The sequence below is a fragment of the Tolypothrix tenuis PCC 7101 genome (assembly GCF_963874875.1).
GTDB lineage: Bacteria > Cyanobacteriota > Cyanobacteriia > Cyanobacteriales > Nostocaceae > Aulosira > Aulosira tenue.
In genome coordinates this window covers 3,393,614-3,417,470 of sequence record NZ_CAWNJS010000001.1, presented here as the reverse complement: position 1 = coordinate 3,417,470, position 23,857 = coordinate 3,393,614, and the positions used below count along the sequence as shown (strand labels likewise).

Genomic DNA, 23,857 nt, shown 5'->3' with positions numbered 1-23,857 from the left:
GGGGCAGTTTAACGCTTACCCCTTGCGCGCCATAACTTTCAGCTTGTTACCTGTTATCTATCCGCTTTATATCAATATGTAACTGATGAACACATCTATAAAATTTTGTCAATAAAATTACTAATATTTCTGAATCCAAAGTTGCACTCTTGACTTTGGAGGATGAACTAAACTAGTTATTTGTAGTCTTGTACAAATTGGTTGATTAACTGTTTTATGGTGACTAGACTTTCAACAACACCAACTATAGCTCCTGAACGGTCTAATCAAGTTACCCGCAAGCATTATCCAAATTACAAAGTAATCGTTTTGAACGATGATTTTAATACATTTCAGCACGTGGCGGAGTGTTTGATGAAATATATTCCGGGAATGAGCAGCGATCAAGCGTGGGACTTGACCAACCAAATCCATTTTGAGGGTCAAGCGATCGTTTGGGTAGGGCCCCAAGAACCAGCGGAACTCTATCACCAACAACTACGGCGGGCGGGTTTAACAATGGCTCCTCTAGAGGCAGCTTAACTAGAATGGGCAAACCCAATGATGGTAGACTCGTCTGGAATCACTCAACCCACATAGATGGCCTCATCCCCATATTAGAACGTCTGTGTCAGCAGCCAGGAATTCAAACTGTTACCCCAGGCGTAATTGGGCGAGTTAGAGGTCATGCTCCTAAATTACAGCTGCGTATATCCGTACCCATCCGTGGGGGTTATAAAGTCATTGCCCGTCAAGGAAAAACTGTACAGGAGGTATTTATCTTGACGACTTTAGATCAAGATAGCCTCTTAGAAGCGATCGCGATCGCCATGAAAATTTAACAATCACTGTAGTCAATAGTCCATAGTTAATTGACTATGCACTGTTGGCTCTCAACTATTCTTCTACTTGATGTACCGCAAATCTATGAAGTGGCAAACTGAGAATACAAGAAAATGTTAAGAAATATGACAAAGCTGTAGTAATTTTTAAAGTCATCAGCATGGGTTCCCAGCTAGGTACCATGATTTTTTCAACGCCAAAAGCAATACAGTAAACTAGCCAGTAAGAGAAGCTCATTCTCAAGAGAATCTGCTCTGTTTCTTCCATTTCATCTTTGTGCTGTTTGCCATCCCAAAGTAACAATAGACCCGCAATACAAGCAACAAAGGACACAGCAACAATAAACTCGTGACAAAATATATTTACCGAATGCATTTGTCTTGATCCCAATCTTTCTAATTGAGATTCAGTCTAAAGGAATAGTCCTTAGGGTTGCACACAATAGTTACAAACTGCAATAGAAAACTCGCCATAGTTTGGGTATTTGTAAAATTACTTAATAAAGTTTTATTCGGTTCAAGTCAACTTCAATCCAATACTGTTCAGTTAAGGATAAATGTAGGTTGGGTTGAACGAAGTGAAACCCACAAAAGCGCCAAAAATGTTGGGTTTCGTTCCTCAAACGCCACTTGCTTTAAGCCGGGAAAACCGTCCAACGCAGTGGCTCCCCAACCTCACAGTTTAAGGTTTTTGACGCTAAATGAACCTGATTGAACTTCAATCTATAGCGCTCTTAAATGAGTTATAAAACTAGTCTAGATAGAAAACAGAGAACAAAGAACATTTGAGAAATTTGCTTTGTTTTTATACAAATAACTTTTGACTGTTATCGATTACTTTAGTAGCCAAGGATCTATCCACCTTGTGCTGTATTTATCTTATGCATTGCCAAAATACTCGTATTTGCTAAATTCGCCTCTGCATAACTTTGGAGATTTATTTGTATTAATACCTATATACTTTATAATACATAAGCAATCCTTAATAAATGGCAGTCTTTGAGTCAGTAATTATATGCCGAAAAAATATGTAGCCAACGCCTTTTTGAAAATAGAAGATGGCCATTTATATGGAATTTTTGCTTGGAGTCAGCGGCAAGCAGAACTGATAGCTGCACAGTCTTGGTTAACAACACTCGAAATCTTTGTTCATGAACATTCTTTAGCGGCAGCCTATAAAATTTTTCAAGAAGTAAAAGCAAAGCAAATTTCTGAGAAAGTGATTCAGGAACTAACACAATATCAGCCAATAATTACAGAATCTATCGTATCTTTAGCAGATAGCAAAATCACTATTTTTGGTAAAGGATTTCGGAGCTTTATCGAGAATGAAATGAAATTTGAACTTGGCTTATTAAGTCAAGAAACTTATCAAGTCCTCTCACAATTCTTTTCTATAGTTAACTTAGAGCATGATTTAGCATCTATCGACACCATAGAAGACTTTCGTCAAGTAGTAGAGAAATTAGAAAGTATTGGTTTTCTATCTCCAGCCACAGGTTCAATAAATTGGGGAGACTTATCTAAAACTGTGCCTATTTGTCAAGCATTTGGATTAACAAGAGGCACTCCCGTCGATAGATATTATCTCAGTAATTTTATTACAGAAATTAAACCGGAAATAGTTGGCAATATTCTAGAAGTAGGAGGAACCCCTAAAGATAAAGATTTTTATCAAGTCAATCCAGGTAGTTCTTATCGAATTATGAATATAGAATCTGGCCCAGGAGTTGATATAGTAGGGGATGTTCACGATGTCTCACTGATAGAGCCTAACTCTTTAGATTCAGTAATTATTTTTAATGTCTTAGAGCATTGTTATGCGCCTTGGATAGCGGTTGAAAATATCCATACTTGGCTAAAGCCAGACGGAAAATGTTTCGCTATGGTGCCAAGTGCGATTAGAGTTCATGCAACTCCTGTTGATTATTGGCGACCTTTACCTGATGCTTTTGCCTGGATATTTAGAAACTATTCTCAGCAAAAGTTATATGTTTACGGTAATCCGATAACTGTAATAGCTAGTTATCATGGAATTGCTGTAGAAGAATTAACTTCTGATCAACTCGATGCTTTTCATCCCGACTATCCAGTTGCAACTTGCATCATGGCAGAAAAATAAGGCTAGATATTTAGCAAAATAGTGTAATTATTACCCAATAATTACATCTCCTGTCAGAATAGATAATTGATGCGTGAAACAGGTACAACAATAACGTCTAATGAGTAGTATAATTTTTGACATTTCACCGCAAATATCTGTACTTTTATGTACATACAATCGCGAGCAATATTTAAGCAACTGTATTAATAGTGTTATTAACCAAACTTTTAAAGATTGGGAACTAGTAATAGTTGATGATGGTAGCCAAGATAATACGTTTGCCATAGTTAATCCCTATCTGCAAGAGTTTAGAAATATTCGTTATTTAAAACATCAAAATAGGAAACTTGGTTATGCTAAAAATGCTGGCATTCAAGCATCTTTTGGTAGATATATAACTTTTATTGATAGTGACGATGCCTACAAACCCAACCATCTAGAGTCCCGCATAGGTTATATGCAAACCCATCCAGAAATTGACTTAATTGAAGGAGGTTTTGATTCTGAAGAAGAGATTTGGGTAGCAGATTATTACCAGCCAGGGAAAACCATTAATTTAAGAGAATGCGTTTTGGGGCCGACCTTCTTTGGTAAGAGACAGGTATTTTTTGAATTAAAGGGATTTAATAATATTCCCTATGGAGAAGATACAGATTTTTGGCAGCGTGCGGAGACAATATTTAAAACTCAAAAAATCACCGAACCACAAACCTATATCTATACAAGAGCCGAAACTAGTATTACCAAGACTTTTGTAGAGAAAATTTCCGCGGCTGGTTAAATACTTGAGATGAACATAATTATTTTTTTGTCACCAATCAAAATATTTTTCCGCAATTTAATTGCTTATCCTCGGAAGTTTATAACTCTGGTAATTAGCTTGAGTTTATGCTTGATATTTTTGTCTAGTTGCCAGCAAGTAGTCAAGAAAAACAATGATGTCATCCATCTAACTTTGTGGCAAGGAATCAATCCACCTGTGAATCGGGATGTATTTCAAAAACTGGTAGATAAATTTAATCAGACTCATTCCCACATCCAGATAGAATCTATCTTTGCAGGTGCCTTAGACCAACAATTACCGAAAGTTTTAGCAGCAGTTGTGGGCAATGCACCTCCAGATATTTTGTCATTTTATCCACAAATTACAGGTCAATTAGTAGAGCTAGGCGCGGTTCGACCTTTAGAAGATTGGCTAGACAAATTGTCGATGAAATCGGAAGTTATACCCAACTCTCTGAATGAATTAAAATTAGACGGACACTTGTGGTCTGTGCCGCTTTACACCAGCAATATGGGGATTTTTTACCGACCGAAGCTGTTTCAAGCTGCGGGAATCACAGAAATGCCTAAAACTTGGAAAGAATTACGAGAAGCTGCCAAAAAATTAACTATAGACAGTAATGGCGACAACCGACCAGAACAGTATGGAATGGTACTACCTCTGGGAAAAGGAGAATGGACAGTTTTTAGTTGGTTTCCCTTTTTATTGAGTGCTGGGGGTGAAGTAGTTACTAATAACCAACCAAATTTAATGAATCCCGGTGCTGTTACTGCTTTAAAATTTTGGGAAGACCTCTTAAAAGATGGTTCAGCAACTCTTTCTGCACCAGAACGGGGTTATGAAGAGGATGCTTTTATTGCGGGTCGTGTGGCGATGCAAATTACAGGCCCCTGGACTTACATTACCAAGTCTGATGTTGATTATGGTGTCTTTCCCATACCTGCAAATACCAGCCAAGCTACGGTTATAGGTGGGGGAAATCTTTATGTGATGAAAACTACACCAGCTAGAGAGAAAGCCGCAATGGAATTTTTAGCCTATGTTTTAAGTGAAGAATTCCAAACAGAATGGAGTATTGGCACAGGTTTTTTACCTGTAAATATCAAATCTGCTGAAAGTGCAGCGTATCAACAATATCTCAACCAAAAGCCTTGGTTAAAAGTCTTTATGGAACAAATGCCTGTAGCTAATGCGCGACCAACTATTGCTGGCTATAGTCGTTTATCTGATAGTCTTGGGAGAGCGATTGAGTCTACGCTAATGGGTAAGTCTACAGCAGAAAACGCTCTGAAATTAGCACAAGAGCGTTTAGAACTCATTTGGGATAATAACAAAGATAGATAGTTGGGTATTGGGCATTGGGTGTTTGTGAGAGGGAAAAAGACACAATTTTAAATTGTATGTCTCCCACCCTGCAGGTTCGTCGTTAGGCGTTCTCGTTAGCATAGCGTCTCCGCAGGAGAAGAGTAGCCGCTGCGCTTCTACATTGCTTTCATCCCCAGTTCCTAGTCCCTAGTCCCTAGTCCCTAGTCCCTAGTCCCTAGTCCCAGCCTATCTAAAATAAAAGCATACTCAAAAGCCAGTTCGCGCAAACTTTCATAGCGTCCAGATGCGCCGCTATGTCCTGCACCCATATTAGTTTTTAACAGCAGAATATTGTTATCGGTTTTGAGTTCTCTGAGTTTGGCTGTCCACTTCGCTGGTTCCCAATATTTGACACGAGAATCATTTAAGCCAGCAGTAATTAACATATCTGGGTAATCTTTCGCCTCAACATTGTCGTAGGGCGAATAGGATTTCATGTAGTCGTAATAAACTGGATCGTTGGGATTACCCCATTCTTCCCATTCCATTGCAGAGAGGGGTAATGAAGTATCTAAGATTGTAGTGACAATATCGACAAAGGGGACATGGGCGACTACTGCTTTGAAGAGTTCGGGACGCAGATTCATAACTGCGCCCATTAATAAACCGCCTGCACTACCGCCTGTAATGACTAGGCGATCGCTCGCTGTCCATTTTTGATTAATTAAATATTCCGTACAGGCGATAAAATCTGTAAAGGTGTTTTTTTTCTGTAAAAATTTGCCATCTTCATACCATTTTCGTCCCATTTCTTCCCCACCACGAATATGGGCAATGGCAAACACGACTCCTCTGTCTAGCAATGTTAGGCGATTTGAGGAAAATGTGGCTGGGTAAGAAGAACCGTAAGCGCCGTAACCTGTAAGTAATAAAGGATTTTGGCTATCTTTTTTAATTCCCTGTTTGTAAACAATCGAGATGGGAATTTTTGTTCCATCTTCGGCGGTAGCCATTAGCCACTCGCTTTGATATTGAGTTCTGTCGTAACCACCAAGTACTTCTGTTTCTTTTTTTAACTCCCGCTGCTGTGTTTCCATGTTGTAATCGAACACAGATTGCGGTGTAATAAATGAAGTGTAATGAAAACGCAAAATTGTAGTATTAAACTCTGGGTTATTGCCTTCATAAAATTCATAGGTAGGCTCAGGAAAAGTGATATTACTTTCCTCACCTGTAGATAGGTTTTGTACTCGCGCAGTTTCTAACCCACCTTTACGTTCATAAATGACTAAATGATTTGCAAATAAACTAATTCCTGTTAACAAAACATCTTCCTGGTGGGGAATTACCGTTTGCCAATTGACTTTACTGGGCGAAGCTACTAAGGTTTTTACTAATTTAAAGTTAGTAGCCGCATCATTAGTCACAATGTAAAAGTAATCGCTATGATGGTCAACATCATATTCCATCCCTGTAGTCCGGGGGTGAATTAATTGCCAATTCCCCTGAGGATGATTTGCATCTAAATAATGCACTTCTGTAGTGATGCTGCTTCTTAAGCTCATCAAAATATATGCTTGACTACGGGTTTTATCCACATATAAATGATAAAGCTCATCAGCTTCCTCATAGATGAGAACATCTGCATCAGTATCAGTACCTAAAGTATGGCGAAATAGTTGATAGGGACGATTGGCATCATCAATTTTGGTATAAAATACTGTTTGATTATCGTTTGCCCAAGCAAAAGAAAAATAGGTATCCGGAATAGTTTCTGGTAATAATTGATTGGTGGTTAAGTCGAGGAAAAATAAAGTATATTGCTCAGATCCACTAGTATCAACAGAGTAAGCTAGAATTTGATGATTAGGGCTAATATCAAATACACCTAAACTAAAGAATTCGTGTCCTTTAGCTAGTTCGTTTTCATCTAAAAGTATTTCTTCTGGCGCTGATAAATTATCTTTTTTACGACAATAAATTGGATAATCTTTACCTTCTTCAGTGCGTAAATAATAGTAGTAATTATCTTTACGATAAGGCACAGATAAGTCAGTTTCTTTAATCCGTGCCAACATTTCATTGTAGAGCTTGGTTTGCAGCGATTCTGTGTGTTGCATCATCGCTGCTGTATAAGCATTTTCTGCTTCTAAATAAGCTATGACTTGGGGGTTATCAACATCACGTAACCAAAAGTAGTTATCGATGCGGCGATCGCCATGTAACTCTAAAACTTCTGGGTGTTTGTCAGCAACTGGTGGTTTAGTAAGATTTTGTAAAAAATTATTATGAGACATTAAAATTATGCTGATAAATCACAAATAAGCAGCATTTAGCTGCCTAATAACCTTAGGATGAACTAGGAATAACATTCTTGTGGTTTTGTTTTCTTTTTAAAGTACACAAGCCAATTGCGGGAATAAAGCCCAGAATGAATGCTGTAAATCCTTGCCCATTCCAATACAATATCGAAGTCCGGTAGGCTTCGGGAATAAAATTTTGCAATAAAGAAAGCAACCAAATTAAAGTACTGATGAAGAAGAAGGCAACTGCAGGCAAAAAATTCCACCACCAAGCGTTGATTGTGTAACGTCGTAACACCAACCATTGGCAAAGTCCTAGCCAAACACCGGAAATAATATAGGAAATGGTAGACAAGAACCCCAAAATTACTACCGCCTCAGGAGGTAAAGTTTCGTTAAAAGATGCAGCAATCGATGATATATAGTTAATCCAAGCTGTAGCAACGCTACTGGATAACAGCCAACCGATGCTAGTAGCTAGCATCCACCACCAACCAGATACATATTGCCGTATTACTAAGGCTTGATCGGCAGCGAAAATTAAGGCAAAGACAACGCTGCTGAGGTAGTTAGCGAAGTTCATCCACATTTGAGAATCTGAAAAAAAAGCAGGAGAAACACTATCTAGCAGCTTTTCTAAAGCTATACTGGCAAGGCCACCTACAACCCATCCCACACAGGTCATGAAGGTAAATTTGATCAAGAAATTTCTGGCTTGAGAACGTGGGATCAAAAACTTTCCGGGTTTGGCAACATTCTGAGTTGATGTCACAGGAGAAGAAGTGTTGGAATTAGCTTGCATATGAAGTTAAGTTAAGCAGAAACGAGAGTGAGACCAGCCTCCTGAAAAAGCGTGATCTCAGAATGATAAGCTAAACAGTGGCATAAAAAAGTGACTTAGGATGAAGTGTTAAATGGGTGTTTCCTCAACAGCTCCTAGACTCCTCATGGCAGCTCGTGGTGAAGTAGTAGACCGTCCTCCAGTATGGATGATGCGACAAGCGGGAAGGTACATGAAAGCTTATCGCGATTTAAGGGAGAAGTATCCTTCTTTCCGCGATCGCTCAGAAATTCCCGAAGTAGCGATTGAGGTTTCCCTACAGCCTTGGAGAGCCTTTCAACCAGACGGGGTGATTTTATTCTCCGACATTGTAACGCCATTGCCTGGTTTAGGCATTGACATGGACATTGCGGAAGGTAAAGGGCCAATTATTCACTCGCCCATTCGCACTCAAGAACAAGTAGATAACCTGCGTCCCTTTGAACCCGAAGCATCCCTGCCGTTTATAAAAACCATATTGCAGGCGTTGCGTCAAGAGGTAGGGAATCAATCAACGGTATTAGGCTTTGTCGGTGCGCCGTGGACATTGGCTGCTTATGCAGTAGAAGGAAAAGGTTCTAAAACCTATTCCATCATCAAGAATATGGCGTTTTCTGACCCGACAATTCTGCATCAATTTTTAGCGAAATTAGCAGATGCGATCGCAGTTTACGCACGCTACCAAATTGACTGTGGTGCTCAAGTTGTCCAAATGTTTGACTCCTGGGCAGGTCAATTGAGTCCTCAAGATTATGACACCTTTGCTTTGCCATATCAGCGACGGGTTTTTGAGCAAGTCAAGCAAACCCACCCCGACACACCCTTAATTTTGTTGGTTAGCGGTAGTGCAGGCGTGCTGGAAAGAATGGCACAATCTGGTGCAGATGTTGTGACTGTAGACTGGGCAGTAGACATGGCAGATGCAAGGGCCAGATTAGGCAAGCACGTGAAAGTTCAGGGAAATCTTGACCCTGGTGTATTATTTGGTTCCAAACAGTTTATTCGCGATCGCATCCTCGATACTGTTCGCAAAGCTGGTAACTGGGGCCATATTCTCAACCTCGGTCATGGCGTACTACCAGAAACTCCAGAAGAAAATGTTGCTTTCTTCTTTGAAACAGCAAAGCAACTTAATGCACTAGTGTAGGCAATTGTCAATCTGTTGTACATTTTTCTTCTTCGTGTTTTAGTGTCTCTGTGGTGAAAAAATCATTTTTAACCACCAAGACACCAAGACACGAAGAAAATTTATATTCTGATGTTGAGGCTACATTGGGAACTAAAAATTCATTCCACGCAACTAAATAAATTAAATAAATAAATAAATAAATAAATAAAACTTAAAACTCTCTATGAGTCAGAAACGGATTTTAGTGACTGGTGCAAGTGGCTGTATAGGTCACTACATAAGTGAAGCCTTAATTCAAGAAACAGATTACGAACTGTATCTCCTAGTTAGAAACCCCAGTAAACTCCAAGTCAACACTCAGGCGCGTCCAGGTATCACCGTATTACAAGGTGATATGCAAGAAATTGGCAAGTTCGCTGACTTACTCTCAACAATTGATGTGGCGGTGCTAACAGCAACGGCTTGGGGTGGAGACCAAACATTTAATATTAATGTTAATAAAACTCTAGAATTGCTGAAGCTGCTAGACCCAGAAAAATGCGAACAAGTAATTTACTTTTCTACCGCTAGCGTTTTAAGTCGTCACAATCAACCACTCAAAGAAGCCGGGGAAATAGGCACAGATTACGTCAGTTCTAAGTATCACTGTTTACAGGAACTACCAAAACTTGCGATCGCACCGAAAATTACTACAGTTTTTCCGACTTTGGTTTTGGGTGGTGATGCTAATAAACCCTATTCTCATTTAACAGCCGGGATTCCTGAAGTTACAAAATATGTCAATTTAATTCGATTTTTGCAAACCGATGGTAGTTTCCACTTTATCCACGGCAAAGACATTGCTACCACAGTCAAATATTTAATAGAAAATCCCTCTACTGGAAATGAACTCCGCAAGTTAGTTTTAGGTCAAGAGAAATTAACTGTTAACCAAGCCGTAGAACAACTCTGCGCCTATCTAGGTAAGAAGATTTATTTTCGCATTCCGCTATCTTTATCATTGGCAAATGTAATTATTGCCGTCTTCCGCATTCAGATGGCTGCTTGGGATAGATTCTGTATGAACTATCGCCATTTTACCTACGAAAACGCTATCAATCCCGACAGTTTTGGTTTACCAAATTACTGTGCAACTATGAGTGATGTCTTGAAAATTAGTGGTGTGAAAAGACATTAGAGAATGGATAGTTGCTGGGAATATTATCAAGCATAGGTCGAGGAAATGGTCGGTTGCATTCACCATCAACAAAGCTTTTATCTCAGGTATTTAAGGGCTATAAGACTTATACAGCAAGTACTTTAGCAAATTCATCTTCTCCTAAAATGTTAGAGATAATACTGCCCCTCGACCTAACTCAACACCTATTTAATATTTACTTGATAAATAGCCTTTAATTTTGAATTTTTGATAATTATATCAACTTTGGAGTCTTTTTTAGGGAAATATGAATACAGACATTAAATAATTAATATTTTTTTATGAAATTAAATTTCCCTTCATCCAGCAACACAGAACAATCACTTAACTCCGATAGCATTGATAATTTATCAACTAATGTCAGCTATGCAGCCGCTGTAAATTTACTAGGACAAAAAGCATTGTCAGGAATTGACTTGTCCTACTTATTCCAAGATACAGTCGCTTTAGTATCTCAAATATTAAATATTAAATATAGTAGAATTTGGCAAGTACTTTCAGATGGGAATTCTCTGCGTAAAGTAGCTAGTCTTGGAGAATCGTCTTTAACCACAGATGCTTATGAAATTCATGTGGGAATTAATCAAGGATTAAAAAAAATCTTGGACGAGAGGCAAAAAATTATTAATATTAATACAGCCGCTTGTCAGATAGAACATTTTGCTATTCCTTCTCCACCTGAAAGTGTTGCTGGTTTAAGTGTACTAATTACTGGTGCGACTAAACCTTTAGGTTTTCTGGAAGTATATGCTACTGAGTCCAGAGATTTTTCTCCTGAAGATATTCATTTTTTACAATCTGTAACCCATGTTTTAGCTACAGCGATTGAACGCAAGCTATCAGAAGCATTAGTGTATACCCAAAGCCAGGTTTTAGAACAAGTTGCCTTTGGAGTTAACTTATATGAAATTTTTAATAATCTGTGTATTTTATTAGAGCAACAATTACCTGGAGCTTATTGCTCAATTTTAGTTGTAGATCAGGACAAACGCCGACTGCGGGGAGGAGCAGCACCAACTCTACCAGAGGAATTTGCTAAAGGTGTTGATGGTTTGATGATTGGTGAAAATTGTGGTTCTTGTGGAACTGCGGCTTATAGAGGAGATACAGTATTTGTTAATGATATTGCTAATGATCCATTATGGGCTGATTTTCGAGATTTCGCTTTGAGCTACAATATTAGAGCTTGTTGGTCATCACCTTTTACTTCACACAATGGTGAAGTCTTAGGGACATTTGCGATATCTCATAAATTTCCCTGTCATCCGACTCCGCATCATCTAGAAATTCTGAAAACAGCTACTCATATTGCTAGTATTGCCACAGAAACAGCTAGAGCCGCAGAAGCTCTGCAAAAGGCTAATAATGAATTAGAGCGGAAAGTTGAAGAACGCACCACTGAATTAAGAAGAGCGCTGCTAGATCTCCAAACAACACAAGCGCAATTGGTTCATAGTGAAAAAATGTCTAGTCTTGGACAAATGGTAGCAGGGGTTGCCCATGAAATTAACAATCCGATTAGTTTTATAGCTGGTAATCTAGAATATGCAAATCAATATATTGATGATTTACTAAATTTAATTGCAGTTTATCAAGAGCAATATCCCGAAGCAAATCCTACTATAGCATCCAAAATTAAAGCTATCGATTTGCAGTATTTATGTCAAGATTTACCTAAGTTGATGCAATCTATGACAGTAGGTAGTGAGAGAATTAAAAACATTGTGCTAGGATTGCGTAACTTCTCACGACTAGATGAAGCAACAACGAAGTCGGTAGATATTCATGAAGGCATAGATAATACATTAATGATTCTGAATCATCAGTTAGTAATCAATAGTCAGTTACCTAATATTCAGATAATTAAATATTATGGACAACTGCCCAAGGTTAGTTGTTATGTTAACCAGTTAAATCAGGTTTTTCTGAATATTCTGAATAATGCAATTTATGCCTTAAAAGCAAATGTAGAACATTGGCAATCTACCACTGCTATTCCTAGTATTATAATTAAAACTTCAGTGAAAGAAGATAGAGTTTTAATTAGTATTAAAGATAATGCATTAGGTATGACTCCAGAGGTGCAGAAACAGATATTTGATCCATTCTTTACTACTAAACCTGTGGGACAAGGAACTGGTTTAGGGTTATCAATCAGTTATCAAATTATTGTGGAAAGGCATCAAGGGCAACTCAATTGTATTTCTACATTAGGAGAAGGAACTGAATTTTTAATTGAGATTCCTATTCAAATGTAGAAGCAAGACTGTGACCAGAAAGAAAAAGGTACAAGCCCCGAAATATATTTCGGGGCTTTTGACTTACGCACAGGGGCTGACCTGAGAGTAGTCCTGATTCACATTAAGGCAAAGTTATCACCTGTTAATCATATCTAGATAAACTACTACCACCCAAAGAAGTAAAATTTGGATAAGCAATCAATACCTAATATTTATGGGAATCTAACCTTTGATTGGAACCTTTATACTCAGATTTAAGACCATACAATTACATTCTTCTTTTTGCCCTTGTGCGACGAAAACTTTTCTCAACTGAGGAAAAAATTGAGTAAACAGCTGAACCTGCTGAGATAAAAAGTCAATGAGCCTTGATTTTCGTTAAAGTGAAATAACAATCAAAGTGTGAGGATTGATACTGTATGCGAGTCCTGCTGGTGTATCCCATATTTCCCAAAACCTTTTGGTCTTATGAAAAAATTTTGGCGTTAGTCGATCGCAAGGTTTTGTTACCACCTTTAGGTTTAGTAACAGTGGCGGCAATTCTCCCCCAAGAATGGGAATATAAACTCGTAGATCGCAACATTCGCCCAGTCACCGAAGCCGAATGGGCTTGGGCTGATGTCGTCATTTTCTCCGCCATGATTGTCCAGAAACAGGACTTGCTAGACCAAATCCAAGAAGCAAAGCGGCGTGGTAAGTTAGTCGCCGTGGGCGGCCCCTACCCCACTTCTACACCCCATGAAGTGCAAAATGTCGGCGCAGATTTTCTAATTCTCGATGAAGGGGAAATCACCTTACCTATGTTCGTTGAGGCGATTCAACGGGGCGAAACCTCTGGTACTTTCCGCACAGATGAAAAACCAGATGTAACAATCACACCAGTACCCCGCTTTGATTTATTAGAATTTGATGCTTACGACATGATGTCCGTGCAGTTTTCGCGGGGTTGTCCCTTCCAATGCGAATTCTGCGACATTATTGTTCTCTATGGCCGCAAACCACGTACCAAAACCCCAGCCCAATTGTTAGCAGAGTTGGATTACCTCTATGAATTAGGTTGGCGGCGGGGTGTGTTCATGGTGGATGACAACTTTATTGGCAACAAACGCAATGTGAAATTGTTGCTCAAAGAGTTAAAAGTTTGGATGCAAGAACATCAATATCCTTTCCGCTTTGATACCGAAGCCTCTGTGGATTTAGCACAAGATCCAGAATTAATGGAATTGATGGTGGAATCTGGTTTTGCGGCGGTATTTTTGGGAATTGAAACCCCAGATGAAGATAGCTTGCAACTGACGAAGAAATTTCAAAATACTCGCAGTTCCCTTACAGAGGCAGTGCAAACCATCATTAAAGCCGGATTGCGCCCAATGGCTGGGTTTATCATTGGGTTTGATGGGGAAAAAGCAGGTGCAGGCGATCGCATTGTCCGGTTTGCTGAACAAGCTGCCATTCCTTCTACTACTTTCGCTATGTTACAAGCGCTACCCAATACAGCCTTGTGGCATCGCCTGAAAAAAGAAGGCAGATTACGGGAAAACAAAGACGGCAACATCAATCAGACTACTTTGATGAACTTTGTTGCTACCCGTCCCCTGGAAGATATTGCGAGAGAATACATAGAAGCATTTTGTGCTTTATACGATCCAGTAAAGTATTTGGATCGTACCTATCGCTGCTTTTTAATGATGGGTGCGCCCAGTTGGAAAGCACCATTTAAATGGCCAGAATTGATAGTAATTAAGGCGCTATTGATTGTCATTTGGCGACAAGGCATTAAACGCGAAACTCGCTGGAAATTCTGGCATCACTTATTTAGCATGATCAAGCGAAACCCTGGAGTTGCCGAGCATTACCTTTCAGCTTGTGCCCATAACGAGCATTTTCTGGAATATCGCCAAATTGTACGCGATCAAATAGAAAGCCAGCTAGCAGAATATCTCGCCCAAGGTGCAGAGAAACCCTATGTACCACCTGTGAAGGAAAAGGCTGAAGCTGGAGTTAGTTAAGAGAATAACAAAAATGAATTTTTAGAATTTATATGGTAGGGTACTGCTGTGCCTTACCCTACAATCTGTTGTATTCTTTTTTCAAATTGGTATGATTTTCTGGAAATGCCTGAAGATAAATCCTTTGTAAGGGCACGGCAGCCGCAATCTTTTAGCATATCAAATATCTTACTGGTGCCCATTGGTGTCAACTTAACGTGAAATCCTCTTGGTTGCAAGGTTTCGCCCTCACCCCCAGCCCCTCTCCCTGTGGGAGAGGGGAGCAAGAGATTTAGTTCCCCTTCTCTTGGGGGAGAAGGGGTTAGGGGATGAGGGCACGAGGTATTTGTACAACGCCTGCCCTATATAGCTTTTAGCTTAAGTTGACACCAATGACTGGTGCCGTGCCCCTACCCATCTGTCGCGTTCTTTTTTCAAAATGATATGAGGATAAACAGTTACAGACAGATAGCGATCGCAAATCCAAAATCCAAAATCTAAAATCAAAATAGCCCACAGGCGATCGCGCTATGGGCTGGGTAGATGCTTTAATTTGATAGTAATTTATACTTGTGTTGTGCTTTGAGAGGGAGGCATAATTACTTTTTTAGCTAAACCTAATGTCTTAAGAACTTGGATACTCCACCAAGTAATATCTACTTCCCACCAAGAAAATCCTGATTTCGCTACATGGGGATAAGTATGATGGTTGTTATGCCAGCCTTCGCCATAAGTCACAATTGATACCCACCACAAATTACGTGAGTCGTCAGTTGCATTGAAGGAACGGTAACCCCATTTGTGAGTTGCGGAGTTAACAAACCAAGTAGAATGCCACAGTAATACTGAGCGCAGAAACATACCATAGATCACAAAAGACCAACCGCCCAGCGCATAGAGCAAAATCCCCAAAGGAATTTGCAGCAATAAGAAGTAGCGATCTAACCAACGATAAAAAGGTTGACGCGCTAAATCGGGTGCATATTTTTGATAGACTTCGTAATCAAAAAACTCGGCACGGGGATAGAAAATCCACAACATATGACTCCACCAAAACCCGCGTTTGGCAGAGTAGGGATCAAGACTAACATCTTCAGTGTGGGCGTGATGTTGGCGGTGTCCCCCCACCCAGAAAATCGGCCCGCCTTGTAAAGCTAAAGCGCCAATAATTGCGATCGCATATTCTAACCACTTGGGTACTTGGAAGCTGCGATGGCTGAGTAGCCTGTGATAGCCTAAACAAATCCCAATACTTCCGAACAACCAGTGCAGAAACAGCATTATACCTAATGCTGACCAGGAGAAAAACCAAGGAGCTAGTAAAGCTAAGGCATGAACTGTGCCAAAGAATACTACGTTCGTCCAACTGAGACGGAGTGACGTTTGTTGCTCAGGGGCGAACGCCAGCGATTTTGCAGCCATAAAAATTCCTGTTGATGAGTAATTAAGCGATCTGCTTTGTTACGGATGTACTCTTGCATGGGGTGTATTTGGCTATTACGCGGCACAACCTACAAGGAATCTACCCGTTCTGTATCAGGGTGTTACAGTAAAGTAGAGCAAGTATCACTTACATTTGTTATCCTAACAACTTTGAAAATTATATGCAAGTAGTACTTGCATTAGTGCTTTTATGGCATCTCCCACCCATTCAGCTCGTCAACGTCTGATTCAAGCAGCATTGGAACTATTTACTGCTCAAGGAGTCAGCGGTACGACAACTCGCCAAATTGCAGAAAAGGCAGAAGTGAACGAAGTCACGTTATTTCGGCATTTTGGTAATAAGCATGGACTGCTGTTAGCGGTTTTAGAAGAATCTGCTGTCTTCAAAAATTTAGGGGAATCTTTGGTACGCCGAGCTAGTCCTCCTGGTAGTGTTTATCAAGCCTTGAAGGACTATGCAAGTGATAACTTGCTTGCTTTAGAGCGAGTACCAGAGTTAGTCAGATCTGTAGTTGGTGAAGCTGACCAATACCCCGCAGAAAATCGGCGCGCCTTGGGGAAGGGATTAACAGAAGCTAACCGCTATGTAGCCCAGTACCTAGCTACGGTAATTCAGCAAGGACATCTAAATACCTATCTGCCGGCAGAAAAATTAGCTAGTATGCTGAATGGAATGCTGTTGGGATATGCCGTCATAGAATTTACTAGCGAATTTCATGAACTTTGGGATGACCGGGATGATTTTTTAGAAACTTTGGTGGAATTGTTTCTACGTGGTGCGATGTCACCCTCACCAGAGTTAGCCATCAGTAATCTCACAGAAACTAGCATCACTACAGAGGTAGCTGATTTACCTGCTAGTTTAGTCCACGAAATATTCCGCCTAGCCAGGAAAGCGGGAATCCAAGATTATGCTTTAGTGTATGTATTATTTGGTGCTGGTTTATCTCCCAAAGAAATAGTTAACTTACAGCGATCGCACCAAATTTATGACGATCAAGGGCACTTTTTACAAATTACTACTCCGGGATTAGTCCGCCAAGTACCTGTAAATCAGTGGATCATGGGCAAACACTATGGTTCCTATACAAACAATCCCTTAATTAAATGGCTGAAAAGTCGTAAAGACAGCCAAACAGCTATGTTTCTTAATAATCTAGGAGAACCAATTTCTGCATCGGAAATTGAAACTCACTGGCAAACCTGGACTCAGGTAATGTTAACACCCCAAGGACAACCCCCAGTCATCGCCCAAGCACAACATACCTGGCGCGTAGAAATGTTAATGCGAGGTATGACTATAGAAAATTTGAGCATTCTCACAGGTTGCGATCGCACCCAACTACAACCTTATGCACGCCGTTCCAGAGAAAAAGCGGCATTAGAACAAGCTACAAGGTTAGATCATAAACCGACTTAAGGATTTGTCATTGGGTAATTGGTAATTGGTAATTGGTAATTGGTAATCGGTAATTGGTAATCGGTAATAATAATTTCCCTTTTTTTCCTTTCCCCCTTTCCCCTTTCCCCGTTTCCCCCTCATCTCCCAATCCCCATTAAGATAAAAAAACATCCGCTTACTGAATACTCACCATGCCTCTCTCGCGCATAGTAACGCTGATTGTTGGTTTGATAGTGATTTTGGGGTTAAGCCTGTGGCTGATTGATTCCCTATCACGCCTTTATTGGCAGTTGTCTTATTCGCCACTGCTGGGCAATTTGCTGTTGCTGCTGTTAATTGTGCTGATTGCCGGATTAGTTGCAGCTTTTGTTTATTATGTGATGGTGCTACAAGCTGGGGAAAAACGTTCTCGCCGCCAGCGTCCGCGTGTGACTCCAGCGCAAATCCCGGCTGCTAAATCTGATGCGGCTTCCTCGACGTTACAAGCTGTGCGCCAGCAGGTGGCACAAATTCAAGATGAGGTGACAAGACAAGCTTTACTCAGCCGCTCGCGGGAGATTGAAGTTAATTTAGCACGGGGCGAAATCCAAGTAGTAGTATTCGGTACGGGAAGTGCTGGTAAAACTTCCTTGGTAAATGCCATTATGGGGCGCATGGTAGGACAGGTGAATGCACCAATGGGTACTACCCAGGTAGGAGAAACCTATTGTCTGCGGTTGAAGGGATTGGAACGGAAAATATTAATTACCGATACCCCAGGGATTTTAGAAGCAGGAGTTGCAGGAACAGAACGGGAACAACTAGCAAGGGCTTTAGCAACAGAAGCTGATTTATTATTGTTTGTTGTCGATAATGATTTACGGCGATCTGAATATGAACCCCTCAAAGGTTTGGCGGAAATTGGTAAGCGATCGCTGTTAATTCTCAATAAAACAGATTTATATACAGACGACGATAAAGAATCTATTTTGGCGCGCTTACGTCAACGGGTGCGGGGATTTATCGCCCCTAACGATGTGGTAGCGATCGCAGCTAATCCTCAAACTGCCCAATTAGAAACAGGTGAAATCTTTCAGCCAGAAGCCGATATTGTGCCTTTGCTGCGGCGAATGGCGGCAATTTTACGAGCAGAGGGTGAAGATTTAGTAGCAGATAATATTCTCTTGCAATCTCTGCGATTGGGAGAAGAAGCGCGGAAACTCATTGATGCTCAACGCCGCCGCCAAGCCGATAAAATAGTGGAGCGCTTCCAGTGGATTGGTGCAGGTGTGGTATCAGTTACGCCTTTACCAGTCGTAGATTTACTAGCAACTGCGGCTGTAAATGCCCAAATGGTCGTAGAAATCGGTAGAATTTACGGTTGTGAATTAAACATGGAACGAGGGCGAGAATTAGCCCTATCTTTAGCCAAAACCCTGGCGAGTTTAGGAATTGTCAAAGGTGCAATTCAACTACTTTCTACAGCTTTGCAAACTAACCCAGCTACTTTTATTGTTGGGCGGGCAATTCAAGGCGTAACAGCAGCTTATTTAACTCGAATTGCTGGGAAAAGCTTTATTGAATATTTTCGTCACGATCAAGATTGGGGCGATGGTGGAATGACAGAGGTTGTGCAGCGACAGTTTCAAATTAATCGCCGCGATGAATTTATTAAGGCTTTTGTCCAAGAAGCGATCGCACGAGTAGTCAAACCTTTAACCGATAAATCGGAAGTCGTGGAAGAAGTGAATGAGGAGCAAAGTTAGGCAAGGGAGCAGGGGGCAGGGAGTACTCACAGGTGTAGGTTTTTTGCACGGGCATGAGTCCATACTTGAAAATCAACGTGTTGAACTCTCTCAAAACTTCACTTTTCAATTGTCCAATGATTGGAACACTTGAATAATCGTTCGAGAAGTCGGTCAAAAATTATGGATTCATACACAACACACCTTTTTAAGATTCATCATCCTACATATTGACCACGCAATCATCAGGGTTTTAGCCTTCGTGTAAAATACCTACACCTGTCAGGGCAGGGAGTAGGGGGGAGGAAGAGAAATATTATTTGAGTAGATTGGGGAATTTACACCATTTTGAAAAAAGAACGCGACAGATAGGTAGGGGCACGGCATCCATAATCTTTTGGTATATCAAATATCTTACTGGTGCCGTGCCCATACAAAGAATTTATCTGTCGCAAACATTATTTGAACTGGTATTACACCAAATTTGAAACAAGAATGCCACAGATATGTAGTATTCCGCCAAACAAATTACGAGAGGTCATAGATCCCCGACTTTTTGAAAAAGTCGGGGATCTGAACAACTGCAACCTGTGAAAATCAATCGGGTGGAGTAGGTACACAACAATCTTGTGTCCTAAAAACTTGTATTGCCACAAATCCGGACAAATACTCAAGCACTCGGTTCGATTGCGACTGCATGATCGAAAGTATCATCCTTTGGCTTTGGTTTTAGATAGGGGGAATTGAGCATAGGGAATGGGTAATTGGTAATGGGAATTTCTCCCCTTCCCCTGCTTCCTCATCCCCCTCATCTCGCCAATCCCCAGTCCCCAATCCCCAGTCCCCAATCCCCCATTCCTTATGACAAATGATCGGGCTACCGAGTTAAGACAATTCAGCCTTAGCCCTGAGCAATTTACGACATTATTTCCTTTTCATCTGGTGATCGATAGAGAGATGAAGATTGTCCAGGTAGGTGAAGTAATTAAAAGTATTCTGGAACCGATCGCGGATACGTACTTAGAAGATAATTTCCAGGTTACTCGCCTTAGTTGTAGGGAGCGATCGCTATTTCTCTTGGAATCCCACGACCATAAAATCCATCTCAAGGGAGAGATGGTATACATGGAAGCATCTGATCAGGTGCTGTTTCATGGTTATCCTCAAATGAAGGATATTGCTGAGTTGCAAAAGCTAAATTTGCCAGTCAATAATATTCCTTTATATGACTCTGTTCCTGATGATTTTGTGAAATTACCCACTGAGAATCCAGATCTCACAGATGTCACAACACATCAACAAGCTGAATTAGAAGCCACAACCGCAAGACTAAGAACGCTGATAGAAAGTTTAGATTTTGGTGTGTTGATAGAAGACGAAAATCAAAAGATTTTATTAGTGAATCAGCAGTTGTGCGATCAGTTTCAGCTTTCTTTTCCAGCAGCAGCTTTAGAAGGTTTAGACTGTCGTCAAGCAGTGGAGAATTGTAAGCAACTGTTTGCTGAACCTGAAAAATTTGTACAGTATTTAGATGAAGTTCATCAGCAAAAGAAAGTAGTTGTACATCAAGAATGGCAACTCAAAGATGGACGAACGATTGCCCAAGATTATGCTCCGATTGTGGGTGAGCAAAAATTTTATGGTCATCTGTGGAAATATCGCGATATCACTTTAGAAAAGGAATCACAAAATGCTCTTCAATTGAGCGAAGAACGGTTACAGCTAGCTTTGGATGCCGTAGAAGAGGGGCTATGGGATTGGAATTTAAGGACTGGAGAAGTATATCGTAGCTCACGTTGGTTTTATATGCTGGGTTATGCCCCAGAAGAAATAGAAAGCAATATCAAAGCGAAAAATCACTTGATCCATCCAGAGGATCTAGCTTTAATGCGACAAAAACTGATCGCCCACTTTCGGGGTGAAACTCCTGTTTATGAAGCAGAACTACGTTTACTTGGTAAATCTGGAGAATGGAAGTGGATTTTGGATCGGGGTAAGTTGGTGCATCGCAATTCCCAAGGAAAACCCTTGAGAATGGTAGGAACACATTTGGATATTACCAAGCACAAACAAGCAGCAGCAGCCCTACAACAGCAATATCAACGTGCTATGCTGCTCCAGCAAATTACCGAAGAAATTCGTCAGTCTTTACAAGCCCCGCAAATTATCCAGACAACAGTCACACAAGTACAACGAATTTTGCAGAGCGATCGCGTCATTATCTGCCAAATTAACCCAGATGGTTCAGGCAAAATTATTCAAGAAGCTGTAGTTCCTGGATGGTTGATAACTCTTGGTCACAACATTGAAGATCCCTGTCTGAAAGAACAATACCTGAATCTGTATCGTCAGGGCAAGACGACAATGATTGCTGATTTGGAAGAAGCGACATTAGAGCCTTGTTATGTAGAAGTTTTACAGCAATTTCAGGTAAAAGCTAATTTAGTCGTACCGATTCGGGTGCGAGAAAATTTATGGGGTTTACTAATTGTGCATCAATGCGATCGCCCCAGACAATGGACGCAATGGGAAGTAGATTTGCTGAAATATCTTGCCGATCAAATGGGTATTGCGCTTACCCAAGCTCAATTACTGGCACAAGAAACTCATCAAGCCTATCTTTTAGCACAGCAGAATGAACAGCTGAATTTTGCCAAACAAGCCGCCGAAGCTGCGAATATCGCTAAGGGTAATTTTCTCGCTACTATGAGCCATGAAATTCGTACCCCCATGAATGCGATTATCGGTATGACAGGACTGCTTTTGGATACTCCTTTAGAGCCTGAGCAACTGGATTTTGTGGAAACCATCCGCAACAGTGGCGATGCATTATTAACGATTATCAATGATATTCTGGACTTTTCTAAAATTGAGTCTGGCAAACTGGATCTGGAAGAACAGCCCTTTGACTTGCGGGTGTGTATAGAGGAAGCCTTGGACTTATTGGCTCCCCAGGCGGCCTCAAAAGGGATTGAATTGATGTATCAATTAGATTCCGATATTCCAACGCAAATTATTGGTGATATTACCCGCCTGCGCCAAATTCTCTGGAATTTGCTCAGTAATGCCGTGAAATTTACGAATGAGGGGGAAATCGTTGTAGCGATCGCCGCCCAACCATCAGTCCTCCACCGGGGAACTACATCCACCGAACCGCAAATCTACGAGTTTCAATTTGCAGTTAGAGATACAGGTATTGGCATCCCCCGCGATCGCCTGGATCGACTGTTTAAACCTTTTAGCCAGGTTGATGCTTCCATGACTAGACGTTATGGTGGTACTGGATTGGGATTAGCTATCAGCACCCGTTTGTGCGAGTTGATGGGCGGGAGAATGTGGGTAGAAAGTGAAGTAAGTAGAGGTTCTACTTTTTATTTCAATCTGACATTATTAGTTGATCCAGCTACTATTAATAGCACCATAATTTTTGATTTAGAATTACGTGGTCAAAAATTACTTTTAGTTGCTGCTAATGCCAATTTAAGAAAATGCTTAACTTCTCAACTGGAGACCTTGGGGCTATATGTCCAAGCTGTAGAATCGAATGTGGCAGCTCTGCACTGGATACGCCAAAAAACTACTTTTGACCTAGCGGTATTAGATATTGATAGCCCGCAATTAAATATTCTCAATTTAACAACACAAATCCGCGCCATACCCAGACACCGACATTTACCTTTGGTGATGCTGAGTTCTAAAGGTAAACAAACTCTAGAAGTCAAACAGATAGCGGCTGAGTTTCATGCCTATTTGCACAAACCAGTGAGGCAGTATCAATTACATCAGACCTTACTAGAAATTATTCGTAGTGCTGGCTCTAACCAACTTGACCCCAAATCAACTATCCCTTCTTACTCCCGCTTACCCATTGCAACCGTCTCAGAACATGAGAAACAAACTGTGCAACACGTGCCACTGAAGATTTTGCTAGTAGAAGATGGGTTAGTAAATCAGAAAGTTGCCTTAAAGTTACTGGAGCGTTTAGGTTACCGCGCAGATGTAGCTAATCACGGACGAGAAGCCCTAGAAGCTTTGCAACGACAAATATATGATGTTGTATTTATGGATATCCAGATGCCAGAAATGGATGGTTTGGAAACTACCCGCCGGATTCGTAAAGAACTCCCTGCTGCTGCTCAACCTCGCATAATTGCCATGACTGCTCATGCACGCCAAGAAGACCGCCAGGAGTGCTTAAGCGTTGGTATGGATGACTACATTAGTAAGCCCATTAGTCTAGAAGCGATCGCGGCAATTCTTAAAAAGTTTGAGAGTTAGACATTTGCTCTAGAATTGACAACATTCAATGACAAATTCACACTTATAAATTTCGTTACTGATAAAACTTAATTTTTCAGACATCCTCTCAGACTGGTATATTAACGCTAGTACAAATGTTCAGATAAGCATCCTCTGGTGATGCTTAAATAATTTTGCTAACTAAACTACGAGTGAAGATGAGTGAGTAAAAATATACTCAATACTTGTCGGTTCAGGGCAAAAGGAGAAGGGTAAAAGGTTCAATAAAAAACCTTTCACCCTTTCCCTGAACCAAATTACTAGTTTAAAATACTTGACCGAGCAGTATGGAAAGTA

General features: G+C 40.6%; 16 protein-coding genes. 12 read left to right on the top strand and 4 right to left on the bottom strand.

Annotation, left to right across the window (positions count from 1 at the left end; all coding sequences use genetic code 11):
- Positions 1 to 216: 216 nt before the first annotated feature.
- Positions 217 to 522 carry an ATP-dependent Clp protease adapter ClpS gene (gene clpS / locus AACU25_RS13980; RefSeq protein ID WP_045870891.1) on the top strand — a complete coding sequence of 102 codons (306 nt, stop codon included), beginning with the start codon at positions 217 to 219 and terminating at the stop codon, positions 520 to 522.
- 5 nt (positions 523 to 527) lie between these two features.
- Positions 528 to 821: a DUF2103 domain-containing protein gene (locus AACU25_RS13975; RefSeq protein ID WP_045870890.1), complete on the top strand. Its 294-nt coding sequence runs from the start codon at positions 528 to 530 to the stop codon at positions 819 to 821.
- 55 nt (positions 822 to 876) lie between these two features.
- On the opposite strand, the gene AACU25_RS13970 is transcribed toward AACU25_RS13975, so the two are convergent.
- Positions 877 to 1,197, bottom strand: a complete 321-nt coding sequence (locus AACU25_RS13970) for a hypothetical protein (RefSeq protein ID WP_096576531.1) — start codon at positions 1,195 to 1,197, stop codon at positions 877 to 879.
- A 639-nt stretch (positions 1,198 to 1,836) separates the two neighbouring features.
- Here AACU25_RS13970 and AACU25_RS13965 point away from each other — a divergent pair.
- The 3 genes from AACU25_RS13965 to AACU25_RS13955 all read left to right on the top strand — a co-directional run bounded on the left by AACU25_RS13965 (position 1,837) and on the right by AACU25_RS13955 (position 5,053).
- Positions 1,837 to 2,943 carry a methyltransferase domain-containing protein gene (locus AACU25_RS13965; protein ID WP_096576529.1) on the top strand — a complete coding sequence of 369 codons (1,107 nt, stop codon included), beginning with the start codon at positions 1,837 to 1,839 and terminating at the stop codon, positions 2,941 to 2,943.
- Between the two features lie 100 nt (positions 2,944 to 3,043).
- Positions 3,044 to 3,706, top strand: coding sequence for a glycosyltransferase family 2 protein (locus AACU25_RS13960; protein ID WP_096576527.1), 663 nt, complete (start codon positions 3,044 to 3,046; stop codon positions 3,704 to 3,706).
- Positions 3,707 to 3,715: 9 nt separating this feature from the next.
- Positions 3,716 to 5,053: an ABC transporter substrate-binding protein gene (locus AACU25_RS13955; protein ID WP_096576525.1), complete on the top strand. Its 1,338-nt coding sequence runs from the start codon at positions 3,716 to 3,718 to the stop codon at positions 5,051 to 5,053.
- 182 nt (positions 5,054 to 5,235) lie between these two features.
- Here AACU25_RS13955 and AACU25_RS13950 read toward each other — a convergent pair whose 3' ends face one another.
- Both AACU25_RS13950 and AACU25_RS13945 read right to left on the bottom strand, forming a co-directional pair.
- Positions 5,236 to 7,311, bottom strand: a complete 2,076-nt coding sequence (locus AACU25_RS13950; protein ID WP_096576523.1) for a S9 family peptidase — start codon at positions 7,309 to 7,311, stop codon at positions 5,236 to 5,238.
- Positions 7,312 to 7,363: 52 nt separating this feature from the next.
- Positions 7,364 to 8,119 (bottom strand): hypothetical protein, encoded by a 756-nt coding sequence (locus AACU25_RS13945; RefSeq protein ID WP_096576521.1) that lies wholly within the window; start codon positions 8,117 to 8,119, stop codon positions 7,364 to 7,366.
- A gap of 112 nt (positions 8,120 to 8,231) precedes the next feature.
- Here AACU25_RS13945 and hemE point away from each other — a divergent pair, with 112 nt between their 5' ends.
- The 4 genes from hemE to AACU25_RS13925 all read left to right on the top strand — a co-directional run bounded on the left by hemE (position 8,232) and on the right by AACU25_RS13925 (position 14,713).
- Positions 8,232 to 9,284: a uroporphyrinogen decarboxylase gene (gene hemE / locus AACU25_RS13940; RefSeq protein WP_096576519.1), complete on the top strand. Its 1,053-nt coding sequence runs from the start codon at positions 8,232 to 8,234 to the stop codon at positions 9,282 to 9,284.
- Positions 9,285 to 9,489: 205 nt separating this feature from the next.
- A complete protein-coding gene (locus AACU25_RS13935) occupies positions 9,490 to 10,443 on the top strand; it encodes an NAD-dependent epimerase/dehydratase family protein (protein ID WP_096576517.1) in 954 nt (317 codons plus the stop codon).
- A 302-nt stretch (positions 10,444 to 10,745) separates the two neighbouring features.
- Positions 10,746 to 12,722, top strand: coding sequence for a GAF domain-containing sensor histidine kinase (locus tag AACU25_RS13930; RefSeq protein WP_096576515.1), 1,977 nt, complete (start codon positions 10,746 to 10,748; stop codon positions 12,720 to 12,722).
- A gap of 401 nt (positions 12,723 to 13,123) precedes the next feature.
- Complete coding sequence (locus tag AACU25_RS13925) at positions 13,124 to 14,713, top strand: B12-binding domain-containing radical SAM protein (protein ID WP_096576513.1); 1,590 nt, start codon at positions 13,124 to 13,126, stop codon at positions 14,711 to 14,713.
- A 543-nt stretch (positions 14,714 to 15,256) separates the two neighbouring features.
- Here AACU25_RS13925 and AACU25_RS13920 read toward each other — a convergent pair.
- Positions 15,257 to 16,114: an acyl-CoA desaturase gene (locus tag AACU25_RS13920; protein WP_096576511.1), complete on the bottom strand. Its 858-nt coding sequence runs from the start codon at positions 16,112 to 16,114 to the stop codon at positions 15,257 to 15,259.
- A 211-nt stretch (positions 16,115 to 16,325) separates the two neighbouring features.
- Between AACU25_RS13920 and AACU25_RS13915 the strand changes: the two genes are divergently transcribed.
- From AACU25_RS13915 to AACU25_RS13905, 3 genes are all read left to right on the top strand, one after another.
- Positions 16,326 to 17,555 carry a TetR family transcriptional regulator gene (locus AACU25_RS13915; RefSeq protein ID WP_096576509.1) on the top strand — a complete coding sequence of 410 codons (1,230 nt, stop codon included), beginning with the start codon at positions 16,326 to 16,328 and terminating at the stop codon, positions 17,553 to 17,555.
- 173 nt (positions 17,556 to 17,728) lie between these two features.
- On the top strand, positions 17,729 to 19,282 hold the full coding sequence (locus AACU25_RS13910; protein WP_096576507.1) for a YcjF family protein: 1,554 nt from the start codon (positions 17,729 to 17,731) through the stop codon (positions 19,280 to 19,282).
- 840 nt (positions 19,283 to 20,122) lie between these two features.
- Positions 20,123 to 23,539, top strand: a complete 3,417-nt coding sequence (locus AACU25_RS13905) for a response regulator (protein ID WP_096576505.1) — start codon at positions 20,123 to 20,125, stop codon at positions 23,537 to 23,539.
- Positions 23,540 to 23,857 lie beyond the last annotated feature (318 nt).